The sequence below is a fragment of the Brenneria roseae subsp. americana genome (assembly GCF_003115815.1).
Classification (GTDB): Bacteria; Pseudomonadota; Gammaproteobacteria; order Enterobacterales; family Enterobacteriaceae; genus Brenneria; species Brenneria roseae.
Map to the genome: position 1 here is coordinate 50,643 of NZ_QDKJ01000010.1, position 25,722 is coordinate 76,364.

23 protein-coding genes and 1 pseudogene are annotated in these 25,722 nt (G+C 49.7%); 16 read left to right on the top strand and 8 right to left on the bottom strand.

Annotation, left to right across the window (positions count from 1 at the left end; all coding sequences use genetic code 11):
• Positions 1-109: 109 nt before the first annotated feature.
• Positions 110-1,327: an EAL and HDOD domain-containing protein gene (locus B4923_RS13625; RefSeq protein ID WP_109054910.1), complete on the bottom strand. Its 1,218-nt coding sequence runs from the start codon at positions 1,325-1,327 to the stop codon at positions 110-112.
• A gap of 139 nt (positions 1,328-1,466) precedes the next feature.
• The gene (locus B4923_RS20920; RefSeq protein ID WP_170116062.1) at positions 1,467-1,631 is read right to left on the bottom strand and encodes a hypothetical protein; all 165 of its coding nucleotides are present in this window, start codon (positions 1,629-1,631) and stop codon (positions 1,467-1,469) included.
• A gap of 246 nt (positions 1,632-1,877) precedes the next feature.
• Here B4923_RS20920 and aspS point away from each other — a divergent pair, with 246 nt between their 5' ends.
• The 6 genes from aspS (at position 1,878) to ruvB (ending at position 7,200) form a co-directional block, all read left to right on the top strand.
• The gene (gene aspS, locus B4923_RS13630; protein ID WP_109054911.1) at positions 1,878-3,683 is read left to right on the top strand and encodes an aspartate--tRNA ligase; all 1,806 of its coding nucleotides are present in this window, start codon (positions 1,878-1,880) and stop codon (positions 3,681-3,683) included.
• Between the two features lies 1 nt (position 3,684).
• Positions 3,685-4,128 carry a dihydroneopterin triphosphate diphosphatase gene (nudB, locus tag B4923_RS13635; RefSeq protein ID WP_109054912.1) on the top strand — a complete coding sequence of 148 codons (444 nt, stop codon included), beginning with the start codon at positions 3,685-3,687 and terminating at the stop codon, positions 4,126-4,128.
• Between the two features lie 24 nt (positions 4,129-4,152).
• Positions 4,153-4,896, top strand: a complete 744-nt coding sequence (locus B4923_RS13640) for a YebC/PmpR family DNA-binding transcriptional regulator (RefSeq protein ID WP_109054913.1) — start codon at positions 4,153-4,155, stop codon at positions 4,894-4,896.
• A gap of 63 nt (positions 4,897-4,959) precedes the next feature.
• Positions 4,960-5,481, top strand: a complete 522-nt coding sequence (ruvC, locus tag B4923_RS13645; RefSeq protein ID WP_109054914.1) for a crossover junction endodeoxyribonuclease RuvC — start codon at positions 4,960-4,962, stop codon at positions 5,479-5,481.
• Positions 5,482-5,567: 86 nt separating this feature from the next.
• The gene (gene ruvA / locus B4923_RS13650; RefSeq protein ID WP_109054915.1) at positions 5,568-6,188 is read left to right on the top strand and encodes a Holliday junction branch migration protein RuvA; all 621 of its coding nucleotides are present in this window, start codon (positions 5,568-5,570) and stop codon (positions 6,186-6,188) included.
• Positions 6,189-6,195: 7 nt separating this feature from the next.
• On the top strand, positions 6,196-7,200 hold the full coding sequence (gene ruvB / locus B4923_RS13655) for a Holliday junction branch migration DNA helicase RuvB (RefSeq protein ID WP_109054916.1): 1,005 nt from the start codon (positions 6,196-6,198) through the stop codon (positions 7,198-7,200).
• Between the two features lie 43 nt (positions 7,201-7,243).
• Here the strand turns inward: ruvB and znuB are convergent, their stop codons facing one another.
• Both znuB and znuC read right to left on the bottom strand, forming a co-directional pair.
• Positions 7,244-8,029 (bottom strand): zinc ABC transporter permease subunit ZnuB, encoded by a 786-nt coding sequence (gene znuB, locus B4923_RS13660; protein ID WP_109054917.1) that lies wholly within the window; start codon positions 8,027-8,029, stop codon positions 7,244-7,246.
• Positions 8,022-8,783: a zinc ABC transporter ATP-binding protein ZnuC gene (znuC, locus tag B4923_RS13665; protein WP_109054918.1), complete on the bottom strand. Its 762-nt coding sequence runs from the start codon at positions 8,781-8,783 to the stop codon at positions 8,022-8,024. Before znuC ends, znuB begins: the two co-directional genes overlap by 8 nt.
• Positions 8,784-8,859: 76 nt before the next feature.
• Here znuC and znuA point away from each other — a divergent pair, with 76 nt between their 5' ends.
• The 3 genes from znuA to lpxM all read left to right on the top strand — a co-directional run bounded on the left by znuA (position 8,860) and on the right by lpxM (position 12,463).
• Positions 8,860-9,897, top strand: a complete 1,038-nt coding sequence (znuA, locus tag B4923_RS13670) for a zinc ABC transporter substrate-binding protein ZnuA (protein ID WP_109054919.1) — start codon at positions 8,860-8,862, stop codon at positions 9,895-9,897.
• A 12-nt stretch (positions 9,898-9,909) separates the two neighbouring features.
• Entirely contained in the window at positions 9,910-11,232 is a 1,323-nt protein-coding gene (gene mepM / locus B4923_RS13675; protein WP_109054920.1) for a murein DD-endopeptidase MepM, read from the top strand.
• A 259-nt stretch (positions 11,233-11,491) separates the two neighbouring features.
• A complete protein-coding gene (gene lpxM / locus B4923_RS13680) occupies positions 11,492-12,463 on the top strand; it encodes a lauroyl-Kdo(2)-lipid IV(A) myristoyltransferase (RefSeq protein WP_109054921.1) in 972 nt (323 codons plus the stop codon).
• Positions 12,464-12,563: 100 nt separating this feature from the next.
• On the opposite strand, the gene pyk is transcribed toward lpxM, so the two are convergent.
• Together pyk and B4923_RS13690 are read right to left on the bottom strand one after the other, a co-directional pair.
• Positions 12,564-14,006 carry a pyruvate kinase gene (gene pyk, locus B4923_RS13685; protein ID WP_109054922.1) on the bottom strand — a complete coding sequence of 481 codons (1,443 nt, stop codon included), beginning with the start codon at positions 14,004-14,006 and terminating at the stop codon, positions 12,564-12,566.
• 328 nt (positions 14,007-14,334) lie between these two features.
• Complete coding sequence (locus tag B4923_RS13690; RefSeq protein WP_109054923.1) at positions 14,335-15,204, bottom strand: MurR/RpiR family transcriptional regulator; 870 nt, start codon at positions 15,202-15,204, stop codon at positions 14,335-14,337.
• Positions 15,205-15,569: 365 nt separating this feature from the next.
• On the opposite strand from B4923_RS13690, the gene zwf reads away from it, so the two are divergent.
• A complete protein-coding gene (zwf, locus tag B4923_RS13695; protein WP_109054924.1) occupies positions 15,570-17,045 on the top strand; it encodes a glucose-6-phosphate dehydrogenase in 1,476 nt (491 codons plus the stop codon).
• 256 nt (positions 17,046-17,301) lie between these two features.
• Positions 17,302-17,943: a bifunctional 4-hydroxy-2-oxoglutarate aldolase/2-dehydro-3-deoxy-phosphogluconate aldolase gene (locus B4923_RS13700; RefSeq protein ID WP_109054925.1), complete on the top strand. Its 642-nt coding sequence runs from the start codon at positions 17,302-17,304 to the stop codon at positions 17,941-17,943.
• A gap of 65 nt (positions 17,944-18,008) precedes the next feature.
• On the opposite strand, the gene purT is transcribed toward B4923_RS13700, so the two are convergent.
• Positions 18,009-19,187: a formate-dependent phosphoribosylglycinamide formyltransferase gene (gene purT / locus B4923_RS13705; RefSeq protein ID WP_109054926.1), complete on the bottom strand. Its 1,179-nt coding sequence runs from the start codon at positions 19,185-19,187 to the stop codon at positions 18,009-18,011.
• Between the two features lie 280 nt (positions 19,188-19,467).
• Here purT and B4923_RS13710 point away from each other — a divergent pair, with 280 nt between their 5' ends.
• Positions 19,468-21,510, top strand: coding sequence for a S9 family peptidase (locus tag B4923_RS13710; protein WP_109054927.1), 2,043 nt, complete (start codon positions 19,468-19,470; stop codon positions 21,508-21,510).
• Between the two features lie 288 nt (positions 21,511-21,798).
• Here B4923_RS13710 and B4923_RS13715 read toward each other — a convergent pair whose 3' ends face one another.
• Positions 21,799-22,029 (bottom strand): DNA polymerase III subunit theta, encoded by a 231-nt coding sequence (locus B4923_RS13715; RefSeq protein WP_109054928.1) that lies wholly within the window; start codon positions 22,027-22,029, stop codon positions 21,799-21,801.
• 486 nt (positions 22,030-22,515) lie between these two features.
• Here B4923_RS13715 and ftnA point away from each other — a divergent pair, with 486 nt between their 5' ends.
• The 4 genes and pseudogenes from ftnA (at position 22,516) to B4923_RS13735 (ending at position 25,610) form a co-directional block, all read left to right on the top strand.
• Positions 22,516-23,028 (top strand): non-heme ferritin, encoded by a 513-nt coding sequence (ftnA, locus tag B4923_RS13720; RefSeq protein WP_109054929.1) that lies wholly within the window; start codon positions 22,516-22,518, stop codon positions 23,026-23,028.
• Between the two features lie 342 nt (positions 23,029-23,370).
• Positions 23,371-23,724 carry a YebY family protein gene (locus B4923_RS13725; RefSeq protein ID WP_109055020.1) on the top strand — a complete coding sequence of 118 codons (354 nt, stop codon included), beginning with the start codon at positions 23,371-23,373 and terminating at the stop codon, positions 23,722-23,724.
• Positions 23,725-24,087: 363 nt separating this feature from the next.
• Positions 24,088-24,263: pseudogene (locus tag B4923_RS13730) on the top strand (DDE-type integrase/transposase/recombinase); the annotation flags it as partial.
• Between the two features lie 957 nt (positions 24,264-25,220).
• Positions 25,221-25,610, top strand: a complete 390-nt coding sequence (locus B4923_RS13735; RefSeq protein ID WP_109054930.1) for a hypothetical protein — start codon at positions 25,221-25,223, stop codon at positions 25,608-25,610.
• The last annotated feature ends 112 nt before the right edge of the window (positions 25,611-25,722 follow it).

The window sequence follows — 25,722 nt, forward strand, 5'->3', positions numbered from 1 at the left end:
TGACGATTCTTGCTTATTTTTGCGTGGCCGCTTCGGCGGTCGCGCAAAATTATTTAATGCGGCATCTTCATGTGATATCTGGTGGCTTTATATTGGTGCTGTGAGCAAACTACAGAATTTCATCTGCCCAACGTGTGGCCTCCATTACCATATGGAAAAAATCCGTCTCATTTATTGCCATACAGGTTAGATAATAATCAAGATGCTCCCATTGCTGTTGCTCATATTCAGAAATTAATGTCAGATAGACGGCAAACTCACCGGTATGCTTTAATAAAGCACGGTTGACCTTATCTGACAAGATTATCTGAGAAAGCAATAGCGGCATCGGATAATCTAAAATGGCATCCAGCAGTGATAATAATCCGCACAAGAACGCTTCTGTCGAATCATCGTCAACGTGACGTTCGGCATGTAATAGTTCAAAAAATCTGGCCCTGATTAAACTCATACGATAAAGCTCATCGGGCTTTTTCGTGTTGCTATTCGTTATACTAATTAATGAAACAAAACGTTTAAGTTCTTTCTGTCCAAGAAGTATCGCCATCGCTCGAAAAGACATGGAAGAGGAGAGTATGCCAAACCGGGTCTTGTATTTAATGTTTGCGACATAGCGCATTAATTTATAATACAGTGATACATCGGCAAAAATTAACTCCTCAATTCTGACGTAGTTGAGTTCTGGCTTGTTGATTTCTTTCAGCAGGCTGATGGTGCTGTTTGAATTATTGATTAATCTTTTTGATTTCATGACTTCCGGCAGACTAAAAAAATAGCCCTGAAACAGGGAAATCCCTATTCGCTTTCCCTGAATATACTGTTCATGTGTTTCCACCTTTTCGGCAAGATAGGTCAGATGATTGTGCGTGGAGTGATCGATGAAGTTTTTAATCTCATCGAAGGTTGACCTTTTTAAATCGAATTTAATTATATCAACATAAGGCAGAAACCTGTTCCAGTCAGGCCCCATCGTGAAGTCATCAAGTGCAAACCTGAAGCCTTTCTTTTTCATTTTTTTTATTGCATTGAATAATTCATTGTCAGGTGTTGCGCTTTCAAGGATCTCAATGACAACTTTCTCGAGCGGTAATGCTTCTGCCTGACCGTTTATTAACATTTGGTGAGGAAAATTTACATAGCATAATTGGTCGCCGACTAACTTTGCCAACGGGTTTGTTAAAAACTGGTCAGAGATTAGTTGGGCTGTTGCATATTCGGCACTCACATCAGGAAATTTGTTGGTGACATCAATGCGAAAAAGAAGTTCATAGGCAACGGTTTGGAGACGTTGGTTCAAAATGGGTTGACGGGCAACGAATGAATACATGATGAGTCCCTATGTGAGACATACACATTAGCGAATATTATCAATTCATATACAGCGGTGAAGCCTTTATTTTGTGCTGTAGAGAAAAATGGATAAGTTATAATTTTAGCAGATTCAATTAAAAGGGTTATTGGATGTTTCATAAATCCATTGGGTTTCGGTTTTTAGCGCCCGGTGTGGTATCGCTCGATGTGGTTACTGCCGCCGCGCCTTCCTGACCGTGGTGGGAAATCAGCGGTAGGGCATAAACATGCGGCAGATCGCCATGCGTCGTACCTGCGGGCAGGTTCTGTTCTGGTAACAATTTGCCTTACATTGATGATCATTTTATTAACTGATAGCGAAATTTATCAAAAAGAGTGTGCAGGCGAGCGACAGAGCGTTACCTTCATACTTATCGTGCGGGCGAATTTCCTTTATAATGCTCGCCTTTTTTCACCGGACACTAATCCAGAAAAACCATGCCGTTCAGCAACGATATCACTGCCTTTTCGGTTGTCGCGTACAGCGAAAAGACGTGGGTTGTGCGGCTGTGTAAAAGGACATCGTAATGCGTACTGAATATTGCGGGCAGTTGAATTCGTCCCATGTGGGCCAGGAAGTGACATTGTGCGGTTGGGTTAACCGTCGCCGCGATCTGGGTGGTTTGATTTTTATTGATATGCGCGATCGCGAAGGGCTGGTCCAGGTGTTCTTTGACCCGGACCGTCAGGACGCATTTAAACTGGCATCCGAATTACGCAACGAATTCTGCATTCAACTTACCGGCGTGGTGCGTGCCCGCCCGGAAAGTCAGATCAACAAAGAGATGGCCACGGGTGAAGTCGAAATTTTTGCCAGCGATCTGACCATCATTAACCGCTCTGAAGCGTTGCCGCTGGACTCCAACCAGACGAACACGGAAGAAGCGCGTCTCAAATACCGCTACCTGGATTTGCGTCGTCCTGAAATGGCGCAACGGCTGAAAACCCGCGCCCGTATTACCAGCTTTGTCCGTCGTTTCATGGACGATCACGGTTTTCTGGATATCGAAACCCCGATGCTGACCAAAGCAACCCCGGAAGGCGCGCGTGACTATCTGGTGCCAAGCCGGGTTCACAAAGGCAAATTCTATGCGCTGCCGCAGTCGCCGCAGTTGTTCAAGCAGCTGTTGATGATGTCCGGCTTCGATCGCTACTATCAGATCGTCAAATGTTTCCGTGATGAAGATTTGCGTGCCGATCGTCAACCGGAATTCACTCAGATCGATGTGGAAACCTCGTTCATGACCGCGCCACAAGTGCGTGAAGTGATGGAAAAACTGGTGCGCGCGCTGTGGCTGGATGTGAAAGGTGTGGATCTGGGCGACTTCCCGGTCATGACTTTTGCTGAAGCGATGCGTCGCTTCGGTTCCGATAAGCCGGATCTGCGTAACCCGCTGGAACTGGTGGATGTGGCCGACCTGCTCAAAGATGTTGAATTTAAAGTGTTCTCTGGCCCGGCAAATGATGCCAAAGGCCGTGTCGCCGTCATCCGTGTACCGGGCGGTGCGCAACTAAGCCGTAAGCAAATCGATGAGTACGGTAAATTTGTTGAAATCTATGGCGCCAAAGGTTTGGCCTACATCAAGGTCAATGAGCGCGCCAAAGGTCTGGAAGGCGTACAGAGTCCGGTTGCCAAATTCCTGAGTGAAGAGGTGCTGACCGCATTGCTGGAGCGTACCGCTGCCGCTGATGGCGATATTCTGTTCTTTGGGGCCGATAACGCAAAAGTCGTGACCGATGCGCTGGGCGCACTGCGTCTTAAACTGGGGCGCGATCGGGGTCTGACCAACGACGGGAGCTGGGAACCGCTATGGGTTATCGACTTCCCGATGTTTGAAGAAGATGACGAGGGCGGTCTGGCGGCGATGCACCACCCGTTCACCGCACCGCGTGACATGTCGCCAGCTGAACTGGCCGCCAGCCCGATATCGGCGATCGCCAATGCGTACGATATGGTGATTAACGGTTATGAAGTCGGCGGCGGTTCCGTTCGTATTCATAACGGTGAAATGCAGCAAACGGTATTTGGCATTCTGGGCATCAATGAACACGAGCAGCGAGAGAAATTCGGCTTCCTGCTGGATGCGCTGAAGTTTGGCACCCCGCCGCACGCCGGTCTGGCATTTGGTCTGGACCGTCTGGTGATGTTGTTGACCGGAACGGATAACATCCGCGACGTTATCGCCTTCCCGAAAACGACGGCGGCGGCCTGTCTGATGACGGAAGCGCCGAACTTTGCCAATCCGATCGCGCTGGATGAATTATCCATCGCTGTCGTAGGCAAAGGAAAAATTGCGCAGGATGCACAGGATAGACGGTCAGAGAACGAATAATATGGCATACAAGCGGCCCGTTTCGGTTCTGGTGGTGATTTATGCCCGTGATACCGGGCGGGTGCTGATGCTGCAACGGCGTGATGATCCTGACTTCTGGCAGTCGGTTACCGGCAGCATAGAAGAAGGTGAAAGCGCGTCGTGTGCCGCACGGCGTGAGGTTAAAGAAGAAGTTAATATTGATATATCCGCTGAGGCGTTATCACTCTTTGACTGTCAACGCTGTATTGAGTTTGAGCTATTTGCTCATTTGAGACGTCGCTATGCACCGGGGGTGACGCACAATACAGAACATTGGTTCTGTCTGGCGTTGCCCGAAGAACGCGAGGTGGTCATTACTGAGCATCTCGCTTACCAGTGGCTGGATGCGCCCCGCGCGGCGCAGTTGACCAAGTCGTGGAGTAACCGGCAGGCGATTGAGGAATTTGTTATTTATCCGGCCTAGAACAGGCTTTTTTCGGAGATTTTTATGGCAGGTCATAGTAAGTGGGCCAACACAAAGCATCGTAAAGCAGCACAAGACGCCAAGCGCGGTAAGATCTTCACCAAGATCATCCGTGAATTGGTCACCGCGGCCCGGCTGGGCGGCGGCGATCCGGGGTCAAACCCGCGTCTGCGCGCGGCGATCGATAAGGCCCTGTCCAACAACATGACGCGCGACACCCTGAACCGTGCCATTGCCCGCGGTGTGGGCGGTGATGAAGACAGCAACATGGAAACCATCATTTATGAAGGTTACGGCCCTGGCGGCACGGCGGTCATGGTGGAATGTCTGAGTGACAACCGTAACCGTACCGTTTCCGAGGTGCGTCACGCATTTACCAAATGCGGCGGTAATCTGGGAACCGATGGTTCTGTTGCCTACCTGTTCACCAAAAAAGGCGTGATCTCTTACGCACCGGGCCTGGATGAAGACACGGTAATGGATGCGGCGCTGGAAGCGGGCGCAGATGACGTCGTGACTTATGATGACGGCGCGATCGATGTTTTCACCCCGTGGGAAACGTTCGGTGAAGTGAAAGACGCACTGGATGCGGCCGGTCTGGTAGCGGAATCCGCAGAAGTTTCCATGATACCGTCCACCAAGGCAGATATGGACGCAGACACCGCACCGAAACTGATGCGACTTATCGATATGTTGGAAGACTGTGATGATGTACAGGAGGTTTACCACAACGGTGAGATCTCCGACGAGGTGGCGGAACTGCTGTAATGGCAGTCCGATAATGCAGGGGAAACCACGCCTTACTGACAAACGAACCGGCGGAGCGGTGCGATGACAATTATTCTGGGCATCGACCCCGGTTCGCGTGTAACAGGCTACGGCATTATTCGCCAGCAAGGTCGTCAACTGACCTACCTGGGCAGCGGATGTATCCGAACCGTAGTGGATGATATGCCGACGCGGCTTAAGCTGATCTACGCCGGCGTGAGTGAAATTATCACGCAATTTCGTCCGGACTGTCTGGCCATTGAACAGGTGTTTATGGCGAAGAACCCTGATTCGGCGTTAAAGTTGGGGCAGGCGCGCGGCGCGGCGATTGTCGCGGCCGTGAACCAGGACTTACCGGTTTCGGAATATGCTGCCCGACTGGTGAAACAAACGGTTGTTGGTACGGGAGCGGCAGATAAAAAGCAGGTGCAGCATATGGTGCGCTCGCTGCTGAAACTATCCGCCAGTCCGCAGGCTGATGCGGCCGACGCTCTGGCAATCGCCATCACTCACTGTCACTTCAGCCAAAACCTGATTCGTACCGCGACCGGGAAAATCAATCCGTTAGCGGGACGGTTACGCTGAAGTATGAGGCTGGATATTCATCCAGCCTTTTTTATGCTATAAGCTATACCCTATTCTTTGCTGATAAACGTAAAAGGAAGATCAACGTGATAGGTCGTCTCAGAGGCATTATTCTGGAAAAACAACCGCCGCAGGTGCTGATTGAAGCAAACGGCGTTGGCTATGAAGTCCACATGCCGATGACTTGCTTTTACGAACTCCCTGATTTGGCGCAGGAAGCGGTGATTTTTACCCATTTCGTGGTGCGTGAGGATGCGCAACTTCTGTTTGGTTTCAATGATAAACAGGAGAGAGCGCTGTTCCGCGAACTGATCAAAGTGAACGGCGTGGGGCCGAAACTGGCGCTGGCGATTCTTTCCGGCATGTCCGCCACGCAATTTGTCAGTGCGGTCGAACGGGAAGAGATTGGCGCCCTGGTGAAATTGCCTGGCGTGGGTAAGAAAACCGCCGAGCGGCTGGTGGTTGAAATGAAAGATCGCTTCAAAGGCTTAAGCGGCGATCTGTTTAACCCGGTTGGCGATGTGCCGCCGGCGACTTCGCCGTCCGCTGTTGATAAAAACGCATCCGATCCTGAAGTTGAGGCGGCCTCCGCGCTGATTGCGCTGGGCTATAGACCTCAGGAAGCGAGCCGGTTGATTGCAAAAGTTGCCAATCCGGATTCAGACTGCGAAACCCTGATCAGAGACGCGTTGCGCGCTGCGCTGTGAGGTATTCATGATTGAAGCTGATCGTTTGATTTCCACAGAAGCGATTCCTGAAGAGGAAATCATAGACCGCGCCATTCGTCCGAAACTGTTGACGGAATACGTAGGTCAACCTCAGGTTTGTGAGCAAATGGAGATTTTTATTCAGGCCGCTCGCAAACGCGGCGATGCGCTGGATCATCTGCTGATTTTTGGTCCTCCTGGCTTGGGGAAAACCACGTTGGCCAATATTGTCGCCAACGAAATGGGCGTCAATCTGCGTACAACATCCGGGCCGGTATTGGAAAAAGCCGGAGATCTGGCGGCGTTGCTGACCAACCTCGAACCACATGACGTGTTGTTTATTGATGAAATTCATCGTCTGTCACCGGTGGTGGAAGAGATTTTGTATCCGGCGATGGAAGATTATCAGTTGGATATCATGATTGGCGAAGGGCCAGCCGCGCGTTCCATCAAACTGGACCTGCCGCCGTTTACGCTCATCGGTGCGACTACCCGGGCCGGTTCACTAACATCCCCGCTGCGTGACCGCTTTGGTATTGTTCAGCGCCTTGAGTTTTATAAGGTTGCGGATTTACAGCACATTGTCAGCCGCAGCGCGCAATGTCTGGGGCTGGATCTGACGCATGACGGGGCGCTGGAAGTGGCGCGTCGATCGCGTGGCACGCCGCGAATTGCTAACCGGCTGCTGCGCCGGGTGCGGGATTTTTCAGAGGTCAAATCCGAAGGGGCGATTACCGCAGAGGTCGCGACTCAGGCGCTGGATATGCTGGCAGTGGACACCGAGGGGTTTGATTATATGGATCGGAAGCTGCTGCTGGCGATTATCGAGAAGTTTACGGGCGGCCCGGTTGGGCTGGATAATTTGGCGGCGGCGATCGGCGAAGAGCGGGAAACGATTGAAGACGTGCTGGAGCCCTTTCTGATTCAGCAAGGCTTTATTCAGCGCACGCCACGCGGACGAATGGCCACTCAGCATGCGTATCGTCATTTCGGTCTGATACGCGAGGAATAAATCCTCGCGTGATGCATTCCTTTTACGACCAGCCTGAGCTGTGTCAGGCCGGTTGTTTCTTGATTAAACTGGCAACAAACAGCAGCGATGCGCAAAGTACCACGGATGGGCCGGCTGGGGTGTTGTAACCAGCAGAGAACGCCAGTCCTCCCGTAATCGCAATCGCACCCGCAATAATCGCCAAACCTGCCATTTGCTCCGGCGTTTTCGCAAAACGTCGTGCACTGGCCGCAGGAATAATCAACAGCGATGTAATGATCAACGCGCCGACAAACTTCATGGCGATACCAATGGTTAAAGCCGTGACCAGCATCAGAATCAGTTTGGTTCGCTGAAGTTTCACGCCATCGACATGCGCCAGCTCAGGGCTGATTGTCATAGAGAGCAGGGCGCGCCATTGCCATATCATCACCGTCAACACAACCGCCACGCCGCAGCCGATAATCCAGAGATCGTCTGATGTTACCGAGAGTAAATCCCCAAACAGATAAGCCATCAGATCAACGCGGACATTGTCCATCAGGCTGACGACGACCAGCCCCAGTGACAGCGCACTGTGCGCCATAATGCCCAGTATGGTATCAATCGCCAAATACGGACGACGCTCCAGCCATACCAACCCTAACGCCAACGCCAGCGTAACGGCAATGACCGCGTAAAAGAGATGAATATCCAGCAGCAGGCCGAAAGCCACCCCCAGTAAAGACGCATGAGCCAGGGTATCGCCAAAATAGGACATTCGTCGCCAGACAACAAATGAGCCAAGCGGGCCGGCCGCCACGGCCAGAAAAATCCCTGCCAGCCAACCGGGTAGAAGCAGCTCAATCATTGACTACGCCTCCCTGTCTTTTCAGAACAATGCGGCCGTGCAAGTCATGACGGTGATTATGGTGATGACGATAAATCGCCAACTGCTCGGCACCGCGATGACCAAACATGGCTAAAAATTCGGGGTGCAAAGAGACCACTTCCGGAGTGCCTGAGCAACAGATATGTTGATTGAGACACAGCACTTCGTCGGTTTTCGCCATTACCAGATGGAGATCGTGCGAAACCATCAGCACGCCGCAATTGAATTCCTGCCGTAGCTGATTGATTAAATCGTAAAGGGCAAGCTGACCATTCACATCCACACCCTGCGTCGGTTCATCCAACACCAAAAGCTGGGGCCGGTTCAGCAACGCCCGGGCCAGCAGCACGCGCTGTGTTTCGCCGCCCGATAATTTTTGCATCGGTTGTTCCAACAGGTGAGCGGCCTGTACACGTTTGAGCGCGGGCAGGATATCCTGCTGTTTCACCCCGGGACGCAGGCGCATAAAACGGCTGACGGTTAACGGCAGCGTGGCATCGAGGTGCAGTTTCTGCGGAACGTAACCGATACGTAACCCCGGGGTTTGTTGCAGGGTGCCGGCAGTTGGGGACAGTAATCCCAGAACGACTCTGACCAGCGTCGATTTCCCCGCGCCGTTCGGCCCCAGAAGCGTAAGAATGCGTCCCGCATGTAAAGACAGCGAGATATCTGACAGCACTTTCCGGCTGCCAAATGTAACGGAAATATTATTGAGTGATACCAAAGTGGACATATAATTCGACTTGCACAGACTCTGTAATGTTATAATATAACAAACTACACGTTAAAAATCGATGAGATAGCCTTCAATGCAAAAGCGTATTCAGCAAAATAAATGGTTAAAAAGTGTGTTTGTTGCCAGCGCCCTGATAACGGCGGGGGCTTCGATCAATGCCGCTTCCGCTGCTGTGGTGACGTCAATCCGTCCGTTGGGATTCATTGCTTCGGCGATAGCGGAAGGCGTGATCCCAACAGAAGTATTGCTGCCTGATGGCGCGTCGCCCCACGATTATGCCTTGCGCCCGTCTGATGTCCAGCAATTACAGTCTGCCGATCTGGTTATTTGGGTTGGTCCGGAACTGGAGGCCTTTTTAGGGAAACCGCTGTCACAGATTCCGGCCGCAAAACAGATTACGCTGGTGAACTTGCCCGGCATCAAGGCCGAACTGGTAAAAGAATCGGCTCATCAACATGAACACGATGACGATCATGGCGCTCAACATGGTGACGAAATCCACGCTACCCACGCCGCGGAGGACCACGATCATCATCATGCGGCGACTGAGGCAGGGCATGACGAAGAAGACGATGGACACCATCATGGCGAGTACAATATGCACATTTGGCTCTCACCGGAGATGTCAAAACAAGCGGCAATTGCAATTCATGCAAAATTATTGGAACTTATGCCTCAAAATAAAGACAAACTAGACGCGAATCTGCTTTATTTCACGGATAAAATCGCGCAGACAGATGAAAAAGTTGCTAAGATGCTAGCGCCTGTGCAGGGTAAAGGATATTTCGTGTTTCATGATGCCTATGGCTACTTTGAGAAACACTACGGTCTAAGTCCATTAGGGTATTTTACGATTAATCCCGCGATTCAACCTGGTGCACAGCGCTTACATCAAATTCGAACACAGTTGGTTGAGCATAAAGCCGTATGTGTTTTTGCTGAACCGCAATTCAGGCCAGCCGTTATTAATGCTGTTGCCAAGGGAACTGATGTGCGCTCGGGCGTGCTGGATCCGTTGGGAAGCAATATCAAACTGGGTAGAGATAGCTATGCGGATTTCTTGTTGCAGCTATCAAACCAGTATCGGAGCTGTCTGGAGGAAAAATCATGAGGATGCGAATAAGTGCAGCAGATAGTCCGAACTATCGCTCTGGCGTATAACAGCTTACCAAGACCCCATCGCGTCATGCTGGGGTCGCTTACCGTTATGACATTGGCCGTTGCTGTTTGGCGGCCTTTTGTTTATCCCCCCGTTAATGATGCCCCGGTCGTTGTGAAAGATATCGCGTTGGAAGCCAACCAACTGCGCACGCTGACCCCGGAAGCGAGTGAACCGATCGACCAGCCCGTACCGGATGATGAAATTCCGCAGGATGAACTGGATGACAAAGTCTCCGAAGAAAGCGGCGTGCACGAATATGTCGTATCAATGGGCGATACGCTAAGCAGTATTCTTACGCAGTACGGCATTGATATTGCCGATATCACGCAGCTTGCCGAGCAAAATAAAGATCTGCGTAATCTGAAGATCGGACAGCAAATCTCCTGGGGGCTGGGTGAAAATGGCGAACTACAGAGTTTGACATGGCAAATGTCCCGCCGCGAAACCCGCATCTATGAACGTGTCGGTTCTGATTTCAAAGAAAGAATCGAGATGTTAAAAGGGGAGTGGCGTAACGCCGTCCTGAATGGCCGTCTGAACGGTAGTTTTGTCAATAGTGCTAAAAATGCCGGTTTGACCAACAGTGAAATCAGCGCAGTGATCAAAGCACTGCAATGGCAGCTGGATTTCCGTAAATTACGCAAGGACGATACATTCTCTGTGCTGATGTCCCGTGAAATGCTGGATGGCAAGAGTGAGCAAAGCGAACTGTTGGGCGTGCGCCTGAATACCGGCGGAAAAGATTATTACGCCATACGCGCGGAAGACGGCAAATTCTACGATCGTGAAGGCTCAGGTTTGACGCGTGGATTTTTGCGTTTCCCGACGATGAAGCAGTTCCGTATTTCTTCCAACTTCAATCCTCGTCGCCTTAACCCGGTGACCGGGCGCATTGCCCCGCATAAAGGTGTCGATTTCGCGATGCCGGTTGGTTCTCCGGTGCTGGCGGTAGGCGATGGCGAGGTTGTGATCGCCAAACGCAGCGGTGCGGCAGGTAACTACGTCGCCATTCGTCATGGTCGTCAGTACACCACGCGCTACATGCACCTGAACCGTATACTGGTGAAACCGGGACAGAAAGTGAAACGTGGCGATCGCATCGGTTTGTCTGGCAACACCGGTCGTTCTACCGGCCCGCATTTGCACTATGAATTCTGGATCAACCAGCAGGCTGTCAACCCGCTAACGGCCAAGTTGCCGCGTTCTGAAGGGCTGGAAGGTAAAGAGCGCCGCGATTATCTGGCTCAGGTAAAAGAAGTGGTCCCACAACTCGCGTTTGACTGATTCTGTGTGGCATTTTTTCTGCCGGGAGCTTGCTGCCGGCATTTTCATTTATATACCCGTCATACTTCAGATTGCAGGTGCATTGGCTTTGTTACCCGCCCCATTCCGGGCCTCGTCCTACTGGGTTTGCCTTCCTGCACTCGAATTATTTCGGGTATAGGTTTCTGATTTTTGATTGTGCCTTTATGATAGCGGCGGCTAATGGCAAAGCCGTGATGGGCAATTATCATTATCTTGGATTTATTTGAAGAGTTTATGCATGGAAAACGAGAAAAAAACGAGCGCTGAGTTTGTTCCTCAGTTCCAACGAGCCTTTTACCACCCGCGTTATTGGGGCGTCTGGCTGGGCGTTGGTGCGATGGCGGTTGCTGCCTATGTTCCTGCTCGTTTAAGAAACCCGGTATTGGGGGGGATGGGACGCTTTGTCGGGCGCTTATCGAAAGGCGCTCGTCGCCGCGCCCGAATCAATCTGCTGTACTGCATGCCGGAGCTGACTGAAGAACAGCGTGAAATCATTATCGATAATATGTTCGCGACGGCGCCTCAGTCGATGATCATGATGGTGGAAGTCGGTATCCGCAACCCCAAAAATGTCGAAAAGTATGTTCGCTGGCATGGTGAAGAGATACTGAATAAATTGAAGGAACAGCAGCGAAATGTGATTTTTCTGGTGCCGCATGGTTGGGGCGTAGATATTCCCGCCATGTTGATGACATCACGCGGGCAGCGTATGGCCGCCATGTTCCACAACCAGAAAAATGCCTTGATAGATTACTGGTGGAATCGGCTGAGACGCCGCTTCGGTGGCCGTATCCACGCGCGTAATGACGGCATCAAACCGTTTATCAGCTCGGTGCGTAGCGGCTGTTGGGGATATTACCTGCCGGACCAGGATCATGGTCCAGAGCACAGCGAATTTGTTGATTTTTTTGCTACTTACAAGGCTACGCTGCCTGCGGTGGGGCGTTTAATGAAAGTCTGCCGCGCCGATATCGTTCCGCTGTTTCCTGTGTATAACGCCAAAGAGTGCTGTCTGGATGTTTTTATCCGTCCGCCGATGGATGACTTGGCGGATGCTGATGATAAGCATATTGCTCGTCGTATGAATGAAGAGGTGGAAATTCTTGTCAGGCCGAATCCAGAGCAATATACGTGGATTCTGAAACTGCTGAAAACCCGTAAACCGGGAGAGATTGAACCCTACTGCCGCGACGATCTGTATCGAGACTAAGCCAAATAAATAGGCGCGTTAAAAAAGCCGGATGATGAATCATCCGGCTTTTTTGATCGGTGTACTTTCTTGATCGATGTACTTTCGTACCGATAAGCGATTATTCCACGCGCAGAATACGAATGGTGTTGGTGGTGCCAACCGTCCCCATGACGTCGCCCTGTGTCACAATAACCAGATCCCCTGACATCAGGAATCCCTTATCACGCAGCAGGAGGACAGCATCGTTAGCCGCGGCAACGCCATCGGTATAGCTGTCAAAATGTACGGGCGTAACACCACGGTACAATGCGGTCAGGTTCAGCGTATGTTCATGGCGTGACATGGCAAAAATGGGCAAACCGGAACTGATGCGAGACATCATCAGCGCGGTACGACCCGATTCCGTCATGGCAATCAGCGCAGTTACCCCTTTCAGGTGGTTAGCGGCATACATGGAAGACATCGCGATAGATTCTTCCGTGTTGTCAAACTGCACATCAAGACGATGTTTGGAAACATTGATGCTGGGGATCTTCTCGGCGCCAAGACAGACTTTCGCCATAGCGGATACCGTTTCCGCCGGATATTGCCCCGCAGCCGTTTCGGCGGAGAGCATCACGGCATCGGTACCGTCCAGCACGGCGTTGGCCACGTCCATTACCTCTGCACGGGTTGGCATCGGGTTGGTGATCATGGACTCCATCATCTGGGTGGCGGTGATGACAGCACGATTAAGCTGACGTGCGCGGCGGATCAGTTTCTTTTGAATACCCACCAGTTCAGGGTCGCCGATTTCCACACCCAAATCGCCACGGGCAACCATCACGACATCAGAGGCCAGAATAATGTCATCCATGGCTTCATCTGAACAAACGGCTTCCGCACGTTCGACTTTGGAAACGATCTTGGCGTTACAGCCGGCGTCACGGGCCAGACGACGGGCATAATTCAGATCTTCCCCCGTCCGCGGGAAGGAAACGGCCAGGTAATCCACGCCGATTTTTGCGGCGGTGATGATGTCCGCTTTATCTTTTTCTGTTAATGCTTCGGCAGAAAGGCCGCCGCCCAGCTTGTTGATCCCTTTGTTGTTTGACAGAGGACCGCCGACGGTGACTTCGGTATACACCTTCATGCCTTCAACCTGAAGGACTTTCAGCTGTACGCGGCCATCATCCAGTAACAGGATGTCGCCGGGGACCACATCGGCCGGCAGGCCTTTGTAATCGATCCCCACTTTCTCTTTATCGCCTTCACCTTTGGACAAGTTGGCGTCCAACAGGAATTTGTCGCCCACGTTCAGGAAAATTTTGCCTTCCTTAAAGGTGGACACACGGATTTTCGGTCCCTGCAAATCGCCTAGAATGGCAACATGGCGACCTAATCTGGCCGCAATTTCGCGAACTTTGTTGGCACGTAATTGGTGATCTTCTGGTGTGCCGTGGGAAAAATTCATGCGTACTACGTTAGCGCCCGCACTAATAATCTTTTCAAGATTATTGTCACGGTCGGTAGCTGGCCCCAGGGTGGTGACAATTTTGGTTCTTCTGAGCCGTCTGGACATGTATAACTCCGTTGACTTGTGAAGCAGTAGTGTTGCGATTAATGTCGGATAACTCTGTAAAGTGTAACTTTACAACGAAATTATTTCATCTATAGCTTCATTATACCGTTCATCGTCAAAAGTGTGTCGATACTGACTTTGTTCGCTTTCCGATTGCCTGCTTCCCGGTATGCCGGAGAAACATCAGATTGCTGCTGTCTGACCATGCCTGTCACGATGGCGGTATCCGTTACCCGAATGCCGAGTTGTGTCTGATTTGTTGTTATTCTCTCTTTAGGGTGCGGTGACTATAATAGCGTAAAAATAAAACAGCTTAAATATTAATAAATTATCTGAAAGGGTTATTAAATTTTTCTTCTTTATCAAACCGCGATTCGCGTAATGCTTCCTTGACCCGCTTCAAGTTATCCCGGAATTTTGCTCCGCGTCGCAGCGTAAAGCCGGTTGCCAGCACGTCAATAAGTGTCAATTGCGCGATACGTGAAACCATCGGCATGTAAACGTCGGTGTCCTCTGGCACATCAACCCGTAGCGTCAATGAGGCTTCGCGCGCCAGCGGGGTGCCGTCCGACGTAATGGCGATGACAGTGGCGTCGTTCTCTCTGGCCAGCAGCGCCATTTCTACCAGACTTTTTGTCCGGCCGGTGTGGGAAATCAGCACCACGACATCGCCATCGCTGGAATTCATGCAGCTCATTCGCTGCATGACGATATCGTCAAAATAGACCACGGGGATATTGAAACGGAAAAACTTGTTCATCGCGTCATGCGCAACAGCCGCAGAGGCCCCGAAGCCAAAAAAGGAAATCTTTTTCGCCTGGGTGAGCAGATCTACCGCCCGGTTGACGGCAGTAATATCCAGACAGGATTTCACATGCTCCAGCCCGGCCATCGTCGATTCAAAGATTTTGCTGGTATAGGCATCAACACTATCATCTTCTTCGACGTTACGGTTTACATAAGGCGTGCCGTTCGCCAGACTTTGGGCCAGATGCAGTTTAAAATCGGGAAAACCTTTGGTTTCCAGACGGCGACAGAAGCGGTTGACGGTGGGCTCGCTGACGTCAGCCATCTTTGCCAGCGTGGCGATACTGGAGTGAATTGCTGTTTGCGGAGTGCTCAGGATAGCTTCGGCAACCTTTCTTTCTGACTTGCTTAAAAGTTCCAAACGACTCTGAATTTTTTCCAGCATGTTCATATAACAAAAGCCATATAAGTTTTTTCCAATTTCAATCAAAGGCGCAACCGATGCGAATTTCGTGAAAATATACTACGACCCTGTAACGGTTGGCAGGGGAAAAAACGTGAAGTTGAGCGCTTTTTTTACCAGAACATGACTTGTGTCTAACTTTCAGAAAAGTAATCCGCTGTCAGAAACGATAAAAAGTTTCTCTTTTGGGCATATGCAACAGGCATTTTAGCCAGAATAACAGGCCGGCTTTTTATGGACTCTACCTGGCTTACCTCGGATTTTGAGTTTTTGTTACGGTTTACTGGCTATAGTCAAAAAGAGTACATTACTGCTGTAATAAAATTACAGCATCCTGCAACGAGGAGATGAACATGGCGGTAACTTCAACAGCCCAGGCATGCGACCTGGTTATTTTCGGTGCCAAGGGCGATCTGGCGCGCCGTAAATTGCTGCCTTCCCTGTATCAGTTGGAAAAAGCGGGCCATATCCACCCGGAAACCCGGATTATCGGCGTGGGCCGAGCAGAGTGGGATAAAGAAGCGTATACCGGCGTGGTGCGAGAGGCGCTGGAAACGTTTATGAAAGAACCCATTGACGAGGCGTTGTGGGAAACATTGAGCGGCCGGTTGAGTTTCTGCAATCTTGATGTTGAAGATACGAAGAACTTTAGCCGGTTGGGCAAGATGCTCGACCAGAAGAATCGTACCACCATTAACTATTTCGCCATGCCGCCCAGCACCTTTGGCGCGATTTGCCGTGGTCTGGGTACTGCCGGGTTAAACAATGAACCCGCGCGCGTGGTGATGGAAAAACCGTTGGGGACCGATTTAGCGTCCTCTCGCGTTATTAACGATCAGGTTGCAGAGTACTTCAATGAGTGTCAGGTCTACCGTATTGACCATTATTTGGGTAAAGAAACGGTATTGAACCTGCTGGCGCTGCGTTTTGCCAACTCTCTGTTTTCCGCGAACTGGGATAACCGTACGATTGATCACGTGCAGATTACCGTAGCGGAAGAAGTGGGGATCGAAGGACGCTGGGGCTATTTTGATCAGGCCGGTCAGATGCGCGATATGATTCAGAATCACTTGTTGCAGATTCTGACCATGATTGCCATGTCGCCGCCGTCTGATTTGACGACCGATCGTATCCGCGATGAAAAAGTGAAGGTATTGCGTTCACTGCGCCGTATCGATCGTTCCAACGTGCATGAAACGACGGTGCGCGGACAATATACCGCTGGCTTCGTTCAGGGGCATAAAGTGCCGGGTTATCTGGAAGAAGAGGGCGCGAATAAAACCAGCAGCACCGAAACCTTTGTGGCGATTCGCGTTGATATCGATGACTGGCGCTGGTCTGGTGTGCCGTTCTACCTGCGTACCGGTAAACGTCTGCCGACGAAATGTTCTGAAGTTGTCGTGTATTTCAAAAATCCAGCGCTGAATCTGTTTCGTGATTCCTACCAGCAACTGCCGCAGAATAAGCTGATTATTCGTTTGCAGCCGGATGAAGGCGTTGAAATTCAGATTCTTAATAAGATCCCGGGGCTGGAACACAAACACCGTCTGCAAACGGTAAAACTGGACCTGAGCTTCTCTGAAACGTTCAATCAGCAACATCTGGCGGATGCGTATGAACGCCTGTTGCTGGAAACCATGCGCGGTATTCAGGCTCTGTTTGTGCGCCGTGATGAAGTGGAAGAAGCCTGGAAATGGGTGGATTCAATCATGGATGCCTGGTCAATGGATAATGACGCGCCGAAGCCTTATCAGGCGGGAAGCTGGGGGCCGGTAGCTTCCGTTGCGATGATTACCCGCGACGGACGTTCCTGGAACGAGTTTGAATAATCACTAATTAAAGATACCCGACCGGCTTCAAAATATGGCGTGCGGCAGCGTCTGGCTGCCAACGCACAACAGTGGAATAGGGCGGGTATAAAGGATGTTGTGGCGTCCTGTTATTGGCCGCCGTGTATTGGGTAGTTGCAGTTTTTAATGTATGGCTAACGGTGCGGTCGGACATCTGCAGTCAATGCAGATCCCTGTGGCAGGGGCGCGCTATATAATTAATGATGCCTGCGGGCATGACTGGAGATAACTTTTGATGAAAAACTGGAAAACGAGCGCGGAACAGATTTTGACAGCGGGCCCTGTTGTTCCTGTGATTGTGGTAAACAAATTGGAGCACGCGGTTCCTATGGCAAAAGCGTTGGTCGCGGGCGGCGTTCGCGTTCTGGAACTGACATTGCGTACCGACTGCGCCATAGAAGCGATTCGCGTTATTGCAAAAGAAGTGCCTGACGCTATCGTTGGCGCAGGTACGGTAACCAACCCTCAGCAACTGGCTGCTGTCATCGAAGCGGGTGCTCAATTCGCCATTAGCCCGGGGCTGACCGAGCCGTTGCTGAAAGCGGCTACCGAAGGCACTATTCCGTTGATCCCCGGTATCAGCACGGTTTCTGAACTGATGCTGGGTATGGATTATGGTTTGCGTGAGTTCAAATTTTTCCCGGCTGAAGCTAATGGTGGTGTGAAAGCGCTACAGGCTATCGGTGGCCCATTCGCGCATATCCGTTTCTGCCCGACTGGTGGCATTACGCCGAAGAACTACCGCGATTATTTGGCGCTGAAAAGCGTACTGTGCGTCGGCGGTTCCTGGTTGGTACCGAATGATGCGCTGGAAAGCGGCGACTACGCACGTATCACTGAACTGGCTCGTGAGGCGGTTGAAGGCGCGAAAGCGTAATTCAGCTTTGCAGATTGGCAAAAGCCACCCAGAGACGGGTGGCTTTTTTGTGTTGTCGCTATTTCTTAGCCATTGATCTTGACCGCCGCGGCGGCTTTTTTCGCTAATATCACCGCGTCGTCCGTCGTTTCCGCCGTTGCCAGCGCAACGCCCATGCGGCGCTTTCCGCTGATGTCCGGTTTGCCAAACAGACGGATCTGCGTGTGAGGCAGCAAGGCATTTTCCAGTCCCTGATAGCGAACATTCCGGCTATCCAGTTCCGATAGGATCACGGCAGAAGCGGCTGCGCCATATTGCCGAATCGCGCCAATCGGTAATCCCAGAAACGCGCGTACATGTAAAGCGAACTCAGACAGATCCTGAGAGATCATCGTGACCATGCCGGTATCGTGAGGGCGAGGGGATACTTCACTGAAAATCACATCATCGCCACAAACGAACAGTTCAACGCCGAACAAGCCGTAACCGCCGAGCGCTTTGACGACCTGACTGGCAATCGCCTGCGCTCGCTCCTGCGCCAGTTTGCTCATCTGCTGCGGTTGCCAGGATTCACGATAGTCGCCGTCTTCCTGACGGTGACCAATTGGCGCGCAGAAATGAATACCGTCAACGGCATGGATGGTCAGCAGCGTGATCTCGAAATCGAACTTGACCAGCCCTTCAACGATAACCCGTCCGCCGCCAGCCCGGCCACCTTGCTGCGCATATTGCCAGGCCTGTTTCAATTGCTGCGGTTCACGGATCAGGCTTTGTCCTTTGCCGGAGGAACTCATCACCGGTTTAACAATACAGGGATAGCCAATCTCAGACACGGCCTGCTGGAAACTCGCTTCACTATCCGCAAAACGGTAGGTGGAGGTCGGCACACCCAGCTTTTCCGCAGCCAGACGGCGAATACCTTCTCTATTCATCGTCAGGCGGGTGGCCTCTGCGCACGGAACCACATGGTGACCCTGCTGCTCCAGCGTCACCAGCATATCGGTGGCGATGGCTTCAATCTCCGGCACGATGTAATCCGGACGCTCCGCTTCAACCAGGGCTTTTAACGCTTCACCGTCCAGCATGTTAATGACATGGCTGCGATGCGCGATCTGCATTGCAGGCGCATCGGCGTAGCGATCAACGGCAATAACTTCAATACCCAGGCGTTGACACTCAATCGCCACTTCTTTGCCTAACTCGCCGGAACCGAGCAACATCACGCGTGTAGCATCGGTACGCAGGGCCGTTCCAATTGTTAACATAACGTCTACCTGATCGGGTTGTGAAAAGTCGTCGGGAGCGATTTTCAACGTCGCTTGCGACGGTCTATAAGGTGACGGGCAGGACGCCCGTCATAAAAATGGGCGCAGTATAAACGAAAACGTTTGCGTGCGCACCACAGGCGATAAGTGCGCAATACGTCCGGCTACAAAGTCAGCAAGGCTTTAGCGGCCCCGCTTGGCATCGTCGGAGAATCGTGCCACTCTGCAATCAGCTTTTTCAACACTGGTTATTATTCAAAATAAAGGGGATCCGAACGTAATGAGTGCACCGCAAGCAGAAAAAAGACCCCATCCGTTGACCACTCATGGCGATACTCGAGTTGATAACTATTACTGGCTGCGTGATGACCAGCGGAGCGATCCGCAGGTACTGAATTATCTGCGGCAGGAAAACCGTTATTGTGACGATGTGATGGCGCCTTACCACGACCTTCAGCAAGCGTTGTATGACGAAATGGTCAAACGGATACCGTCTGAGGACATGTCGGTACCTTATGTTCGCAATGGTTATCGCTACCAGAGCCGTTATGAACCGGGCAAAGAATATGCCATCTATCTGCGTCAGCCTGAACAGATAACTGACGAATGGGAAACGTTGCTGGATGGTAATCAGCGAGCGGAGAACCACGATTTTTACAGCCTGGGGGCGCTGGAAGTCAGCCCGAATAACCAGCTTCTGGTACTGTCAGAGGATTTCCTCTCCCGTCGGCAATATGACATTCGTTTCCGCGATCTGACGAGTGGGGAATGGCTGCCAGATGTGATTGAAAAGGTCTCTGCTGGTGCTGAATGGTCTGCCGATTCGACCGTCATCTATTACGTGCGCAAGCATCCGCAGACCTTATTGCCTTATCAGGTTTATCGGCACCATCTAGGCAGCGATCCGGCGGATGATGAACTGGTGTACGAAGAGCTGGATGATACCTATTACGTCAGTTTGGGAAAAACCACTTCTGAGCGCTATATCACCATCTACCTGAGCAGCACAACGACGACGGAAGTACGATTGATTGACGCGGTGGATACGGCGTCGGTGCCGCAGGTATTCATCCCGCGTCGTAAAGATCATGAATATGGGGTAGATCACTATCAGAACTCGTTTTATCTGCGTTCCAACCGGGAAGGCAAGAATTTTGGTCTCTATCGTTCGCAGAAACCCGATGAAAGTGAGCTGGAGACGTTGATTGCTCCACGTAAGCATCGCGTGTTGGAGGGATTTGAACTTTTCCGTGACTGGCTGGTGGTTGAGGAAAGGGAACGGGGTCTGACCAGCCTGCGCCAGATCCACTGGCAAACGCAGGAAGAGAAAGCGATTACTTTCAATGATGCCAGCTATGTCACGTGGCTATCCTATAACCCGTCCCCGGAAACCGCCTTGCTGCGTTACGGCTATGCATCGATGACGACGCCGAGTTCGCTGTATGAACTGAATATGGATACCGGACAGCAGCAGTTGTTGAAGCAAGCCGAAGTGAAAAATTTTACGCCGGCAGACTACCAGAGTGAGCGCCTGTGGATCAAAGCGCGTGACGGCGTAGAAATTCCCGTATCGCTGGTCTACCACCGGGAACATTTTAAACCGGGGCAGAATCCGATACTGGTATACGGCTACGGCGCGTATGGCAGCAGCATGGATCCCGATTTTAGCGTCAGTCGGTTAAGTCTACTGGATAGGGGATTTGTTTTTGCGTTGACGCATATTCGCGGCGGTGGCGAGTTGGGTCAGACGTGGTACGACGATGGACGATTGCTGAATAAAATGAACTCATTTAATGATTTCATCGATATTTCTCAGGCGTTGATCGAGAAAGGCTATGGCGATCGTCAAAATATGTTCGCGATGGGCGGTAGTGCCGGTGGATTATTAATGGGAGCGGTGGTCAATCTGGCTCCGGATCTGTTTAAAGGAGTGGTCGCTCAGGTGCCGTTTGTGGATATCCTGACAACCATGCTGGATGATTCCATTCCGTTAACGACGGGGGAATATGACGAATGGGGCAACCCTCATGACCGTACCTACTATGACTATATCCGACAATATAGCCCTTACGATGGCGTTACGGCGCAGGATTATCCTCACATGCTGGTGACCACCGGGCTGCATGACTCGCAAGTCCAATACTGGGAACCCGCGAAATGGGTAGCCAAACTGCGTGACATGAAGACGGATAATCGATTGTTATTGATGTATACCGATATGGATGCCGGACACGGTGGCAAATCTGGGCGTTTTAAACATTATGAGGATATTGCGCTGGAGTACGCGTTCTTGCTGATGGTGTTGGAAAAGTCTGACAGTTAGCGCCGATTGCACACTACGAGTAAACCCGCAGAAAGGCGGGTTTACCGAGCAGCACGATAGTTTTAATTGATGTCAGCCTGTGGTTGAGCTTTCTTTGCCTTTTTGTCCGCCCGTTTTTCTGCGGCGGTTTTCTGGGGTTTCTTCTTGCTGTTCTTTTTGCTGTCCATTCCTTTACTCATATCTTACCTCGCTTGAAAAAGGTTGGTTTGCCTACCCATTAACCGCCTGTTTTACCCAATATGCAAGGGGAAAAATGGTTTTTATTGCGACTCTGCTGAGCCAAAAAAATTATTTGGCTTTGGGTTCATAGGGAAGGCGTGAAAACTGGAGTGAGAGTTGACGATAAACGGCAACGCGCTCACGAAAATAACTGCGCAGATGTTCAGGCTGCTCTTTTTCAATCACTTCAGGAATGACAGGCATGTTATACCGCTCTTTGAAAGCAACCCCGGACGCCGCTAAATCAACATTAACCTTATCCATTTCTTCTTTAGAAAGTTCCGCCAGGTTATGTCCCATCGCGTTTTCTCCTGATTCATCGTGACGATATGCTGGCGTCAAGGTAAAGCAGAGCCATAAAAATCGCAAGTGATACGAGGCGCCTTTCCGGATTGCCGATGGGGTGAGCGCGTTACCTGACCTTATCTGGATCGCGTATCGGGAGGAGGAGGCAGGCAGGGCCAGCCTCACCTGTCATTTTATCCCTCAGCAGAATCACTGACTTTCATCATCTTATCGGGATTTATTGGGGAGCATCATCTATATCTTGAAATTGAATATACCTATATTTAAGGTTTATTTCTTACTGATAATAAAAATGATTATCAATAAAGATTACGAATTTATTGATAATGAAAATTACTATCAGTAAAAAATAACATTTGATTGATTTTGAAGTTAATAGTTATTTATTGTTAATTTAGTTAATAAGATGTTTTTTATTTTTCCTCTTCAAGGCATAATGTTATTCAATTGATTTACCTGCCAGAAAAATAAGGGATACCGATGTTAAAAAAAGAAATGATACAAAAACTGAACGAGCAACTTAACCTGGAGTTTTATTCTGCAAATTTGTATTTGCAAATGAGTGCATGGTGTGGCGATAAAGGTTTTGAAGGTGCGTCCGCATTTTTAAAAGCCCATTCTCAGGAAGAAATGGAGCATATGCAGCGTTTGTTTGATTACCTGGACGACACGGGCAGCTTGCCAATTCTGGGAGCGATCGCTGCGCCGCCGGTAGAGTTCACGTCACTATCTGACGTTTTCAAGCTCACTTATGAACACGAACAGCTTGTCACTTCAAAAATCAATGAACTGGCACATGCTGCAATGATGCAGCAGGATTACTCAACCTTCAACTTCCTGCAATGGTACGTTGCTGAACAACATGAAGAAGAGAAGTTGTTCAAATCCATCCTTGATAAGCTGTCGCTGGTTAATACCAACGACGGCGGTCTGTTCTTCATCGATCAGGATCTGAAGAAAATGTCTGCTGCTGTTTCAGGTTCAGCAAGCTAATGTCACCAAGCTATTTTTAGCAGACATGGGATGAGAACGTGACTCATCCCATGTTGTTTTTTCTACGGCTTTCCCTTCCTGATTTTCTTATCTACGGCGCGCGGATTTACCGAAAAATGGCGCTGTTTCTGTGCTACGCGTTGCCATTTTGCCAGATCGATTACTTATCAATAAGCATGGGTTTGCCGCTCGACTTCATTGGATACTGCCGTTATGATCGCTCACAGAGTCTATATGCAACCTTATGTTTTATAAGGTTTGATATTTATCTTTGTCCGGATAGGACGGTTTGTAAATATGATGTTGCATAATCGTCTGGATAATCATGTTCAGGAACATCTGATGAAGAAACTATTGCTAGCTATTATTCTCGCTTCTCTGTCTGTGAACGCATTTGCTGCGGCGAAACTGGCGAACATTAGTCGTCTGGAATATGGAGAACAATGGGCCTTTACGCGAGAAGAAGTCCAGTTGATTTGTCGGCCTGGCAAGGCGATATATGCTTTACACACCGGGACATTGATGCAATATCCGCTCAATGACGCGGCGACGGAACAAATGAAGGCCGGGCTGGTGAATGCCAAACCGATAGATGAAATTTGGCTTGATGACCCTAAAACCCCCGGTCAAAAGAAAAGTCTGCAACCATTTATTGAACGGGCCGAGTCACTCTGTCTGCCGGATAAAAAATCCTAAAGTGATTGATTCTTATTCAGTTGTTAATCAACAGATACTGAATGGTTATCGTAAAGTGTGAAACTTGTTCCATTTGTGATGGCTGCTAGATGGTTGAGACTGGAAAATGCAGGGGAGTTTACTACGCTTAAGTAGCAAGGCTAGTTCAGCTTGTATAAATGCCAACTTTTAGCGCACGGCTCTCTCCCAAGAGCCATTTCCCTAGACCGGATACAGGAATCGTATTCGGTCTTTTTTTAATTTGTTAATTTATAACGATTTATTTTTGAATGTCCGAAAATGTCCGAAATTCGATATCCGGCCTAAATCTCTGTCCACTCGTTTTTACGGCTATCAAGATAGATATTTGTCGTTTTCATTGAAATGAACCACTGTTGGTCAGTTGATTTTATGAGTGATGCCTTGATAGACGGGCGGCGATTCAGATTATTCAACGTGGTAGATGATTTTAACCGGGAAGCGCTGGTAATCGAGGTGATTCGAATATACCGGCTTATCGAGTGGTTCGCGTTTTAGACCGACTGAGTGCTGAAAGGGGGTCTTACGGCAACGTTTGAACATTTGCGAAAATCTGTAGCTATCACAGGAGTTGTGATACCGACGGACGAGTGGCCGGAATATTTAGTCTGGCCAAGAGGTGTATGCGCTGGCTGTATGTTGAAGAGTCTCTGGCGACCAGCGTTCTCAGCAATCGAATTCATAATGAAATAGAAGCGTGATATGGGAGTATATGGTGAAACGACGGTAGCGGCCGCAAATAGCTATGCTCCTGGGTAAAATCCAAGGGAATGCTGGGAACACTCGATTACTCATTTCACCGACAGCAAAGAAAGCCGGAAAAAGGATGCCCTAAATCTGCATTTCTGAGTTTATGCCAAGAAGAGCATTGAATCGCTCGCAAGTCTTCAGCAACAGCCATCAACAATCGCACCGCAGCAGGCGGAAACAACTATTGCTCGCCAAACCATAGGCAATCAAGAAGACGCGAAGGTTCCGACGTCTCAAACAGATACTTCTCCGATGCAAGTTCAAACAGTTTATAAAACAAAAAAAAGTTGATGGTACTGAAAATGAAAACCTCAACAACACGCCAAGAGTCGGATCAATCCGGGAATCATCCGACAGTAGCAGCAATGATAACTTCTTCTATTCCCATTACAGGGGCAGGTTCAGGAGGTTCGGGAAAAACTCCGAAGTAATGGTATAGCCAGGAAAGGCTGTTTTTTTAAACAGTAAAATATTGAAAATGGTTTAGACCGGTGATATCTTATAAGTAATAGGAAAGTAGGTAAGGGAGATTAGATCATGAAGAATTTCTTACGTCGATTAAGGGCTTTATTCCGTCTGCTTGAAAAGAAAGGCTATATTGTAAGAGGAGATACGAATTCAGCCAAGCCTCTGTGTCCTCATGATATTGCGTGCAACCCCTCTCACCCCTTATATAATCAGCCACGTTATTCTGCTCACAATCATCTCAGAAAAAGATAATCCACAACGTGATTTATGGTATTTTAAATAAAGGCACAGCGATTTTATTCTGTGCCTTTATTTCGTTAAATGTTTCACATTCTTTACTGTCCGTTCTAAATAATCCATCTAAAGAATCCGATATTGGCAACGAGTCGCTAAAAAAAGAAACTGAAGTCAGCATTAAGTTCAAAATCATAGAAGGTAAAACCACCAAAATGGTATATCAGGGGAATAAAAAGGGTGATTATTTTCCGTCCGAAAGCCCAAATAAAAACTATGTTATAGCTGCTGCAAAGCTAGCATTGAAAGAACCCAATAAAAAATATTCAAAATCTGAACTATGGAAAAAAGCCACTGAAGGTTATCGCGATGCTGCTAAAATCAAAATGGTCAGATGGATGTTGTTCTGTCCTTAAAAGAAGTCGGGTTGCTACAGAAACTGGATGAAATCCCGTCATTAAATCGTTCTTCCTAGCCTTTGCGTAAACAAGGGGACCTGGATGATGCCAATGAGTTGTTGGAGGAAAA

Bases quoted from the DNA above. Each gene is read 5' to 3' on its own strand.
- B4923_RS13690 (WP_109054923.1), bottom strand. From the start codon at position 15,204: ATGAACATGCTGGAAAAAATTCAGAGTCGTTTGGAACTTTTAAGCAAG.
- aspS (WP_109054911.1), top strand. From the start codon at position 1,878: ATGCGTACTGAATATTGCGGGCAGTTGAATTCGTCCCATGTGGGCCAG.
- ruvB (WP_109054916.1), top strand. From the start codon at position 6,196: ATGATTGAAGCTGATCGTTTGATTTCCACAGAAGCGATTCCTGAAGAG.
- znuB (WP_109054917.1), bottom strand. From the start codon at position 8,029: ATGATTGAGCTGCTTCTACCCGGTTGGCTGGCAGGGATTTTTCTGGCC.
- purT (WP_109054926.1), bottom strand. From the start codon at position 19,187: ATGTTAACAATTGGAACGGCCCTGCGTACCGATGCTACACGCGTGATG.
- ruvC (WP_109054914.1), top strand. From the start codon at position 4,960: ATGACAATTATTCTGGGCATCGACCCCGGTTCGCGTGTAACAGGCTAC.
- B4923_RS13625 (WP_109054910.1), bottom strand. From the start codon at position 1,327: ATGTATTCATTCGTTGCCCGTCAACCCATTTTGAACCAACGTCTCCAA.
- B4923_RS13640 (WP_109054913.1), top strand. From the start codon at position 4,153: ATGGCAGGTCATAGTAAGTGGGCCAACACAAAGCATCGTAAAGCAGCA.
- pyk (WP_109054922.1), bottom strand. From the start codon at position 14,006: ATGTCCAGACGGCTCAGAAGAACCAAAATTGTCACCACCCTGGGGCCA.
- zwf (WP_109054924.1), top strand. From the start codon at position 15,570: ATGGCGGTAACTTCAACAGCCCAGGCATGCGACCTGGTTATTTTCGGT.
- B4923_RS13725 (WP_109055020.1), top strand. From the start codon at position 23,371: ATGAAGAAACTATTGCTAGCTATTATTCTCGCTTCTCTGTCTGTGAAC.
- znuA (WP_109054919.1), top strand. From the start codon at position 8,860: ATGCAAAAGCGTATTCAGCAAAATAAATGGTTAAAAAGTGTGTTTGTT.
- lpxM (WP_109054921.1), top strand. From the start codon at position 11,492: ATGGAAAACGAGAAAAAAACGAGCGCTGAGTTTGTTCCTCAGTTCCAA.
- ftnA (WP_109054929.1), top strand. From the start codon at position 22,516: ATGTTAAAAAAAGAAATGATACAAAAACTGAACGAGCAACTTAACCTG.
- B4923_RS13715 (WP_109054928.1), bottom strand. From the start codon at position 22,029: ATGGGACATAACCTGGCGGAACTTTCTAAAGAAGAAATGGATAAGGTT.
- znuC (WP_109054918.1), bottom strand. From the start codon at position 8,783: ATGTCCACTTTGGTATCACTCAATAATATTTCCGTTACATTTGGCAGC.
- nudB (WP_109054912.1), top strand. From the start codon at position 3,685: ATGGCATACAAGCGGCCCGTTTCGGTTCTGGTGGTGATTTATGCCCGT.
- B4923_RS13710 (WP_109054927.1), top strand. From the start codon at position 19,468: ATGAGTGCACCGCAAGCAGAAAAAAGACCCCATCCGTTGACCACTCAT.
- B4923_RS13700 (WP_109054925.1), top strand. From the start codon at position 17,302: ATGAAAAACTGGAAAACGAGCGCGGAACAGATTTTGACAGCGGGCCCT.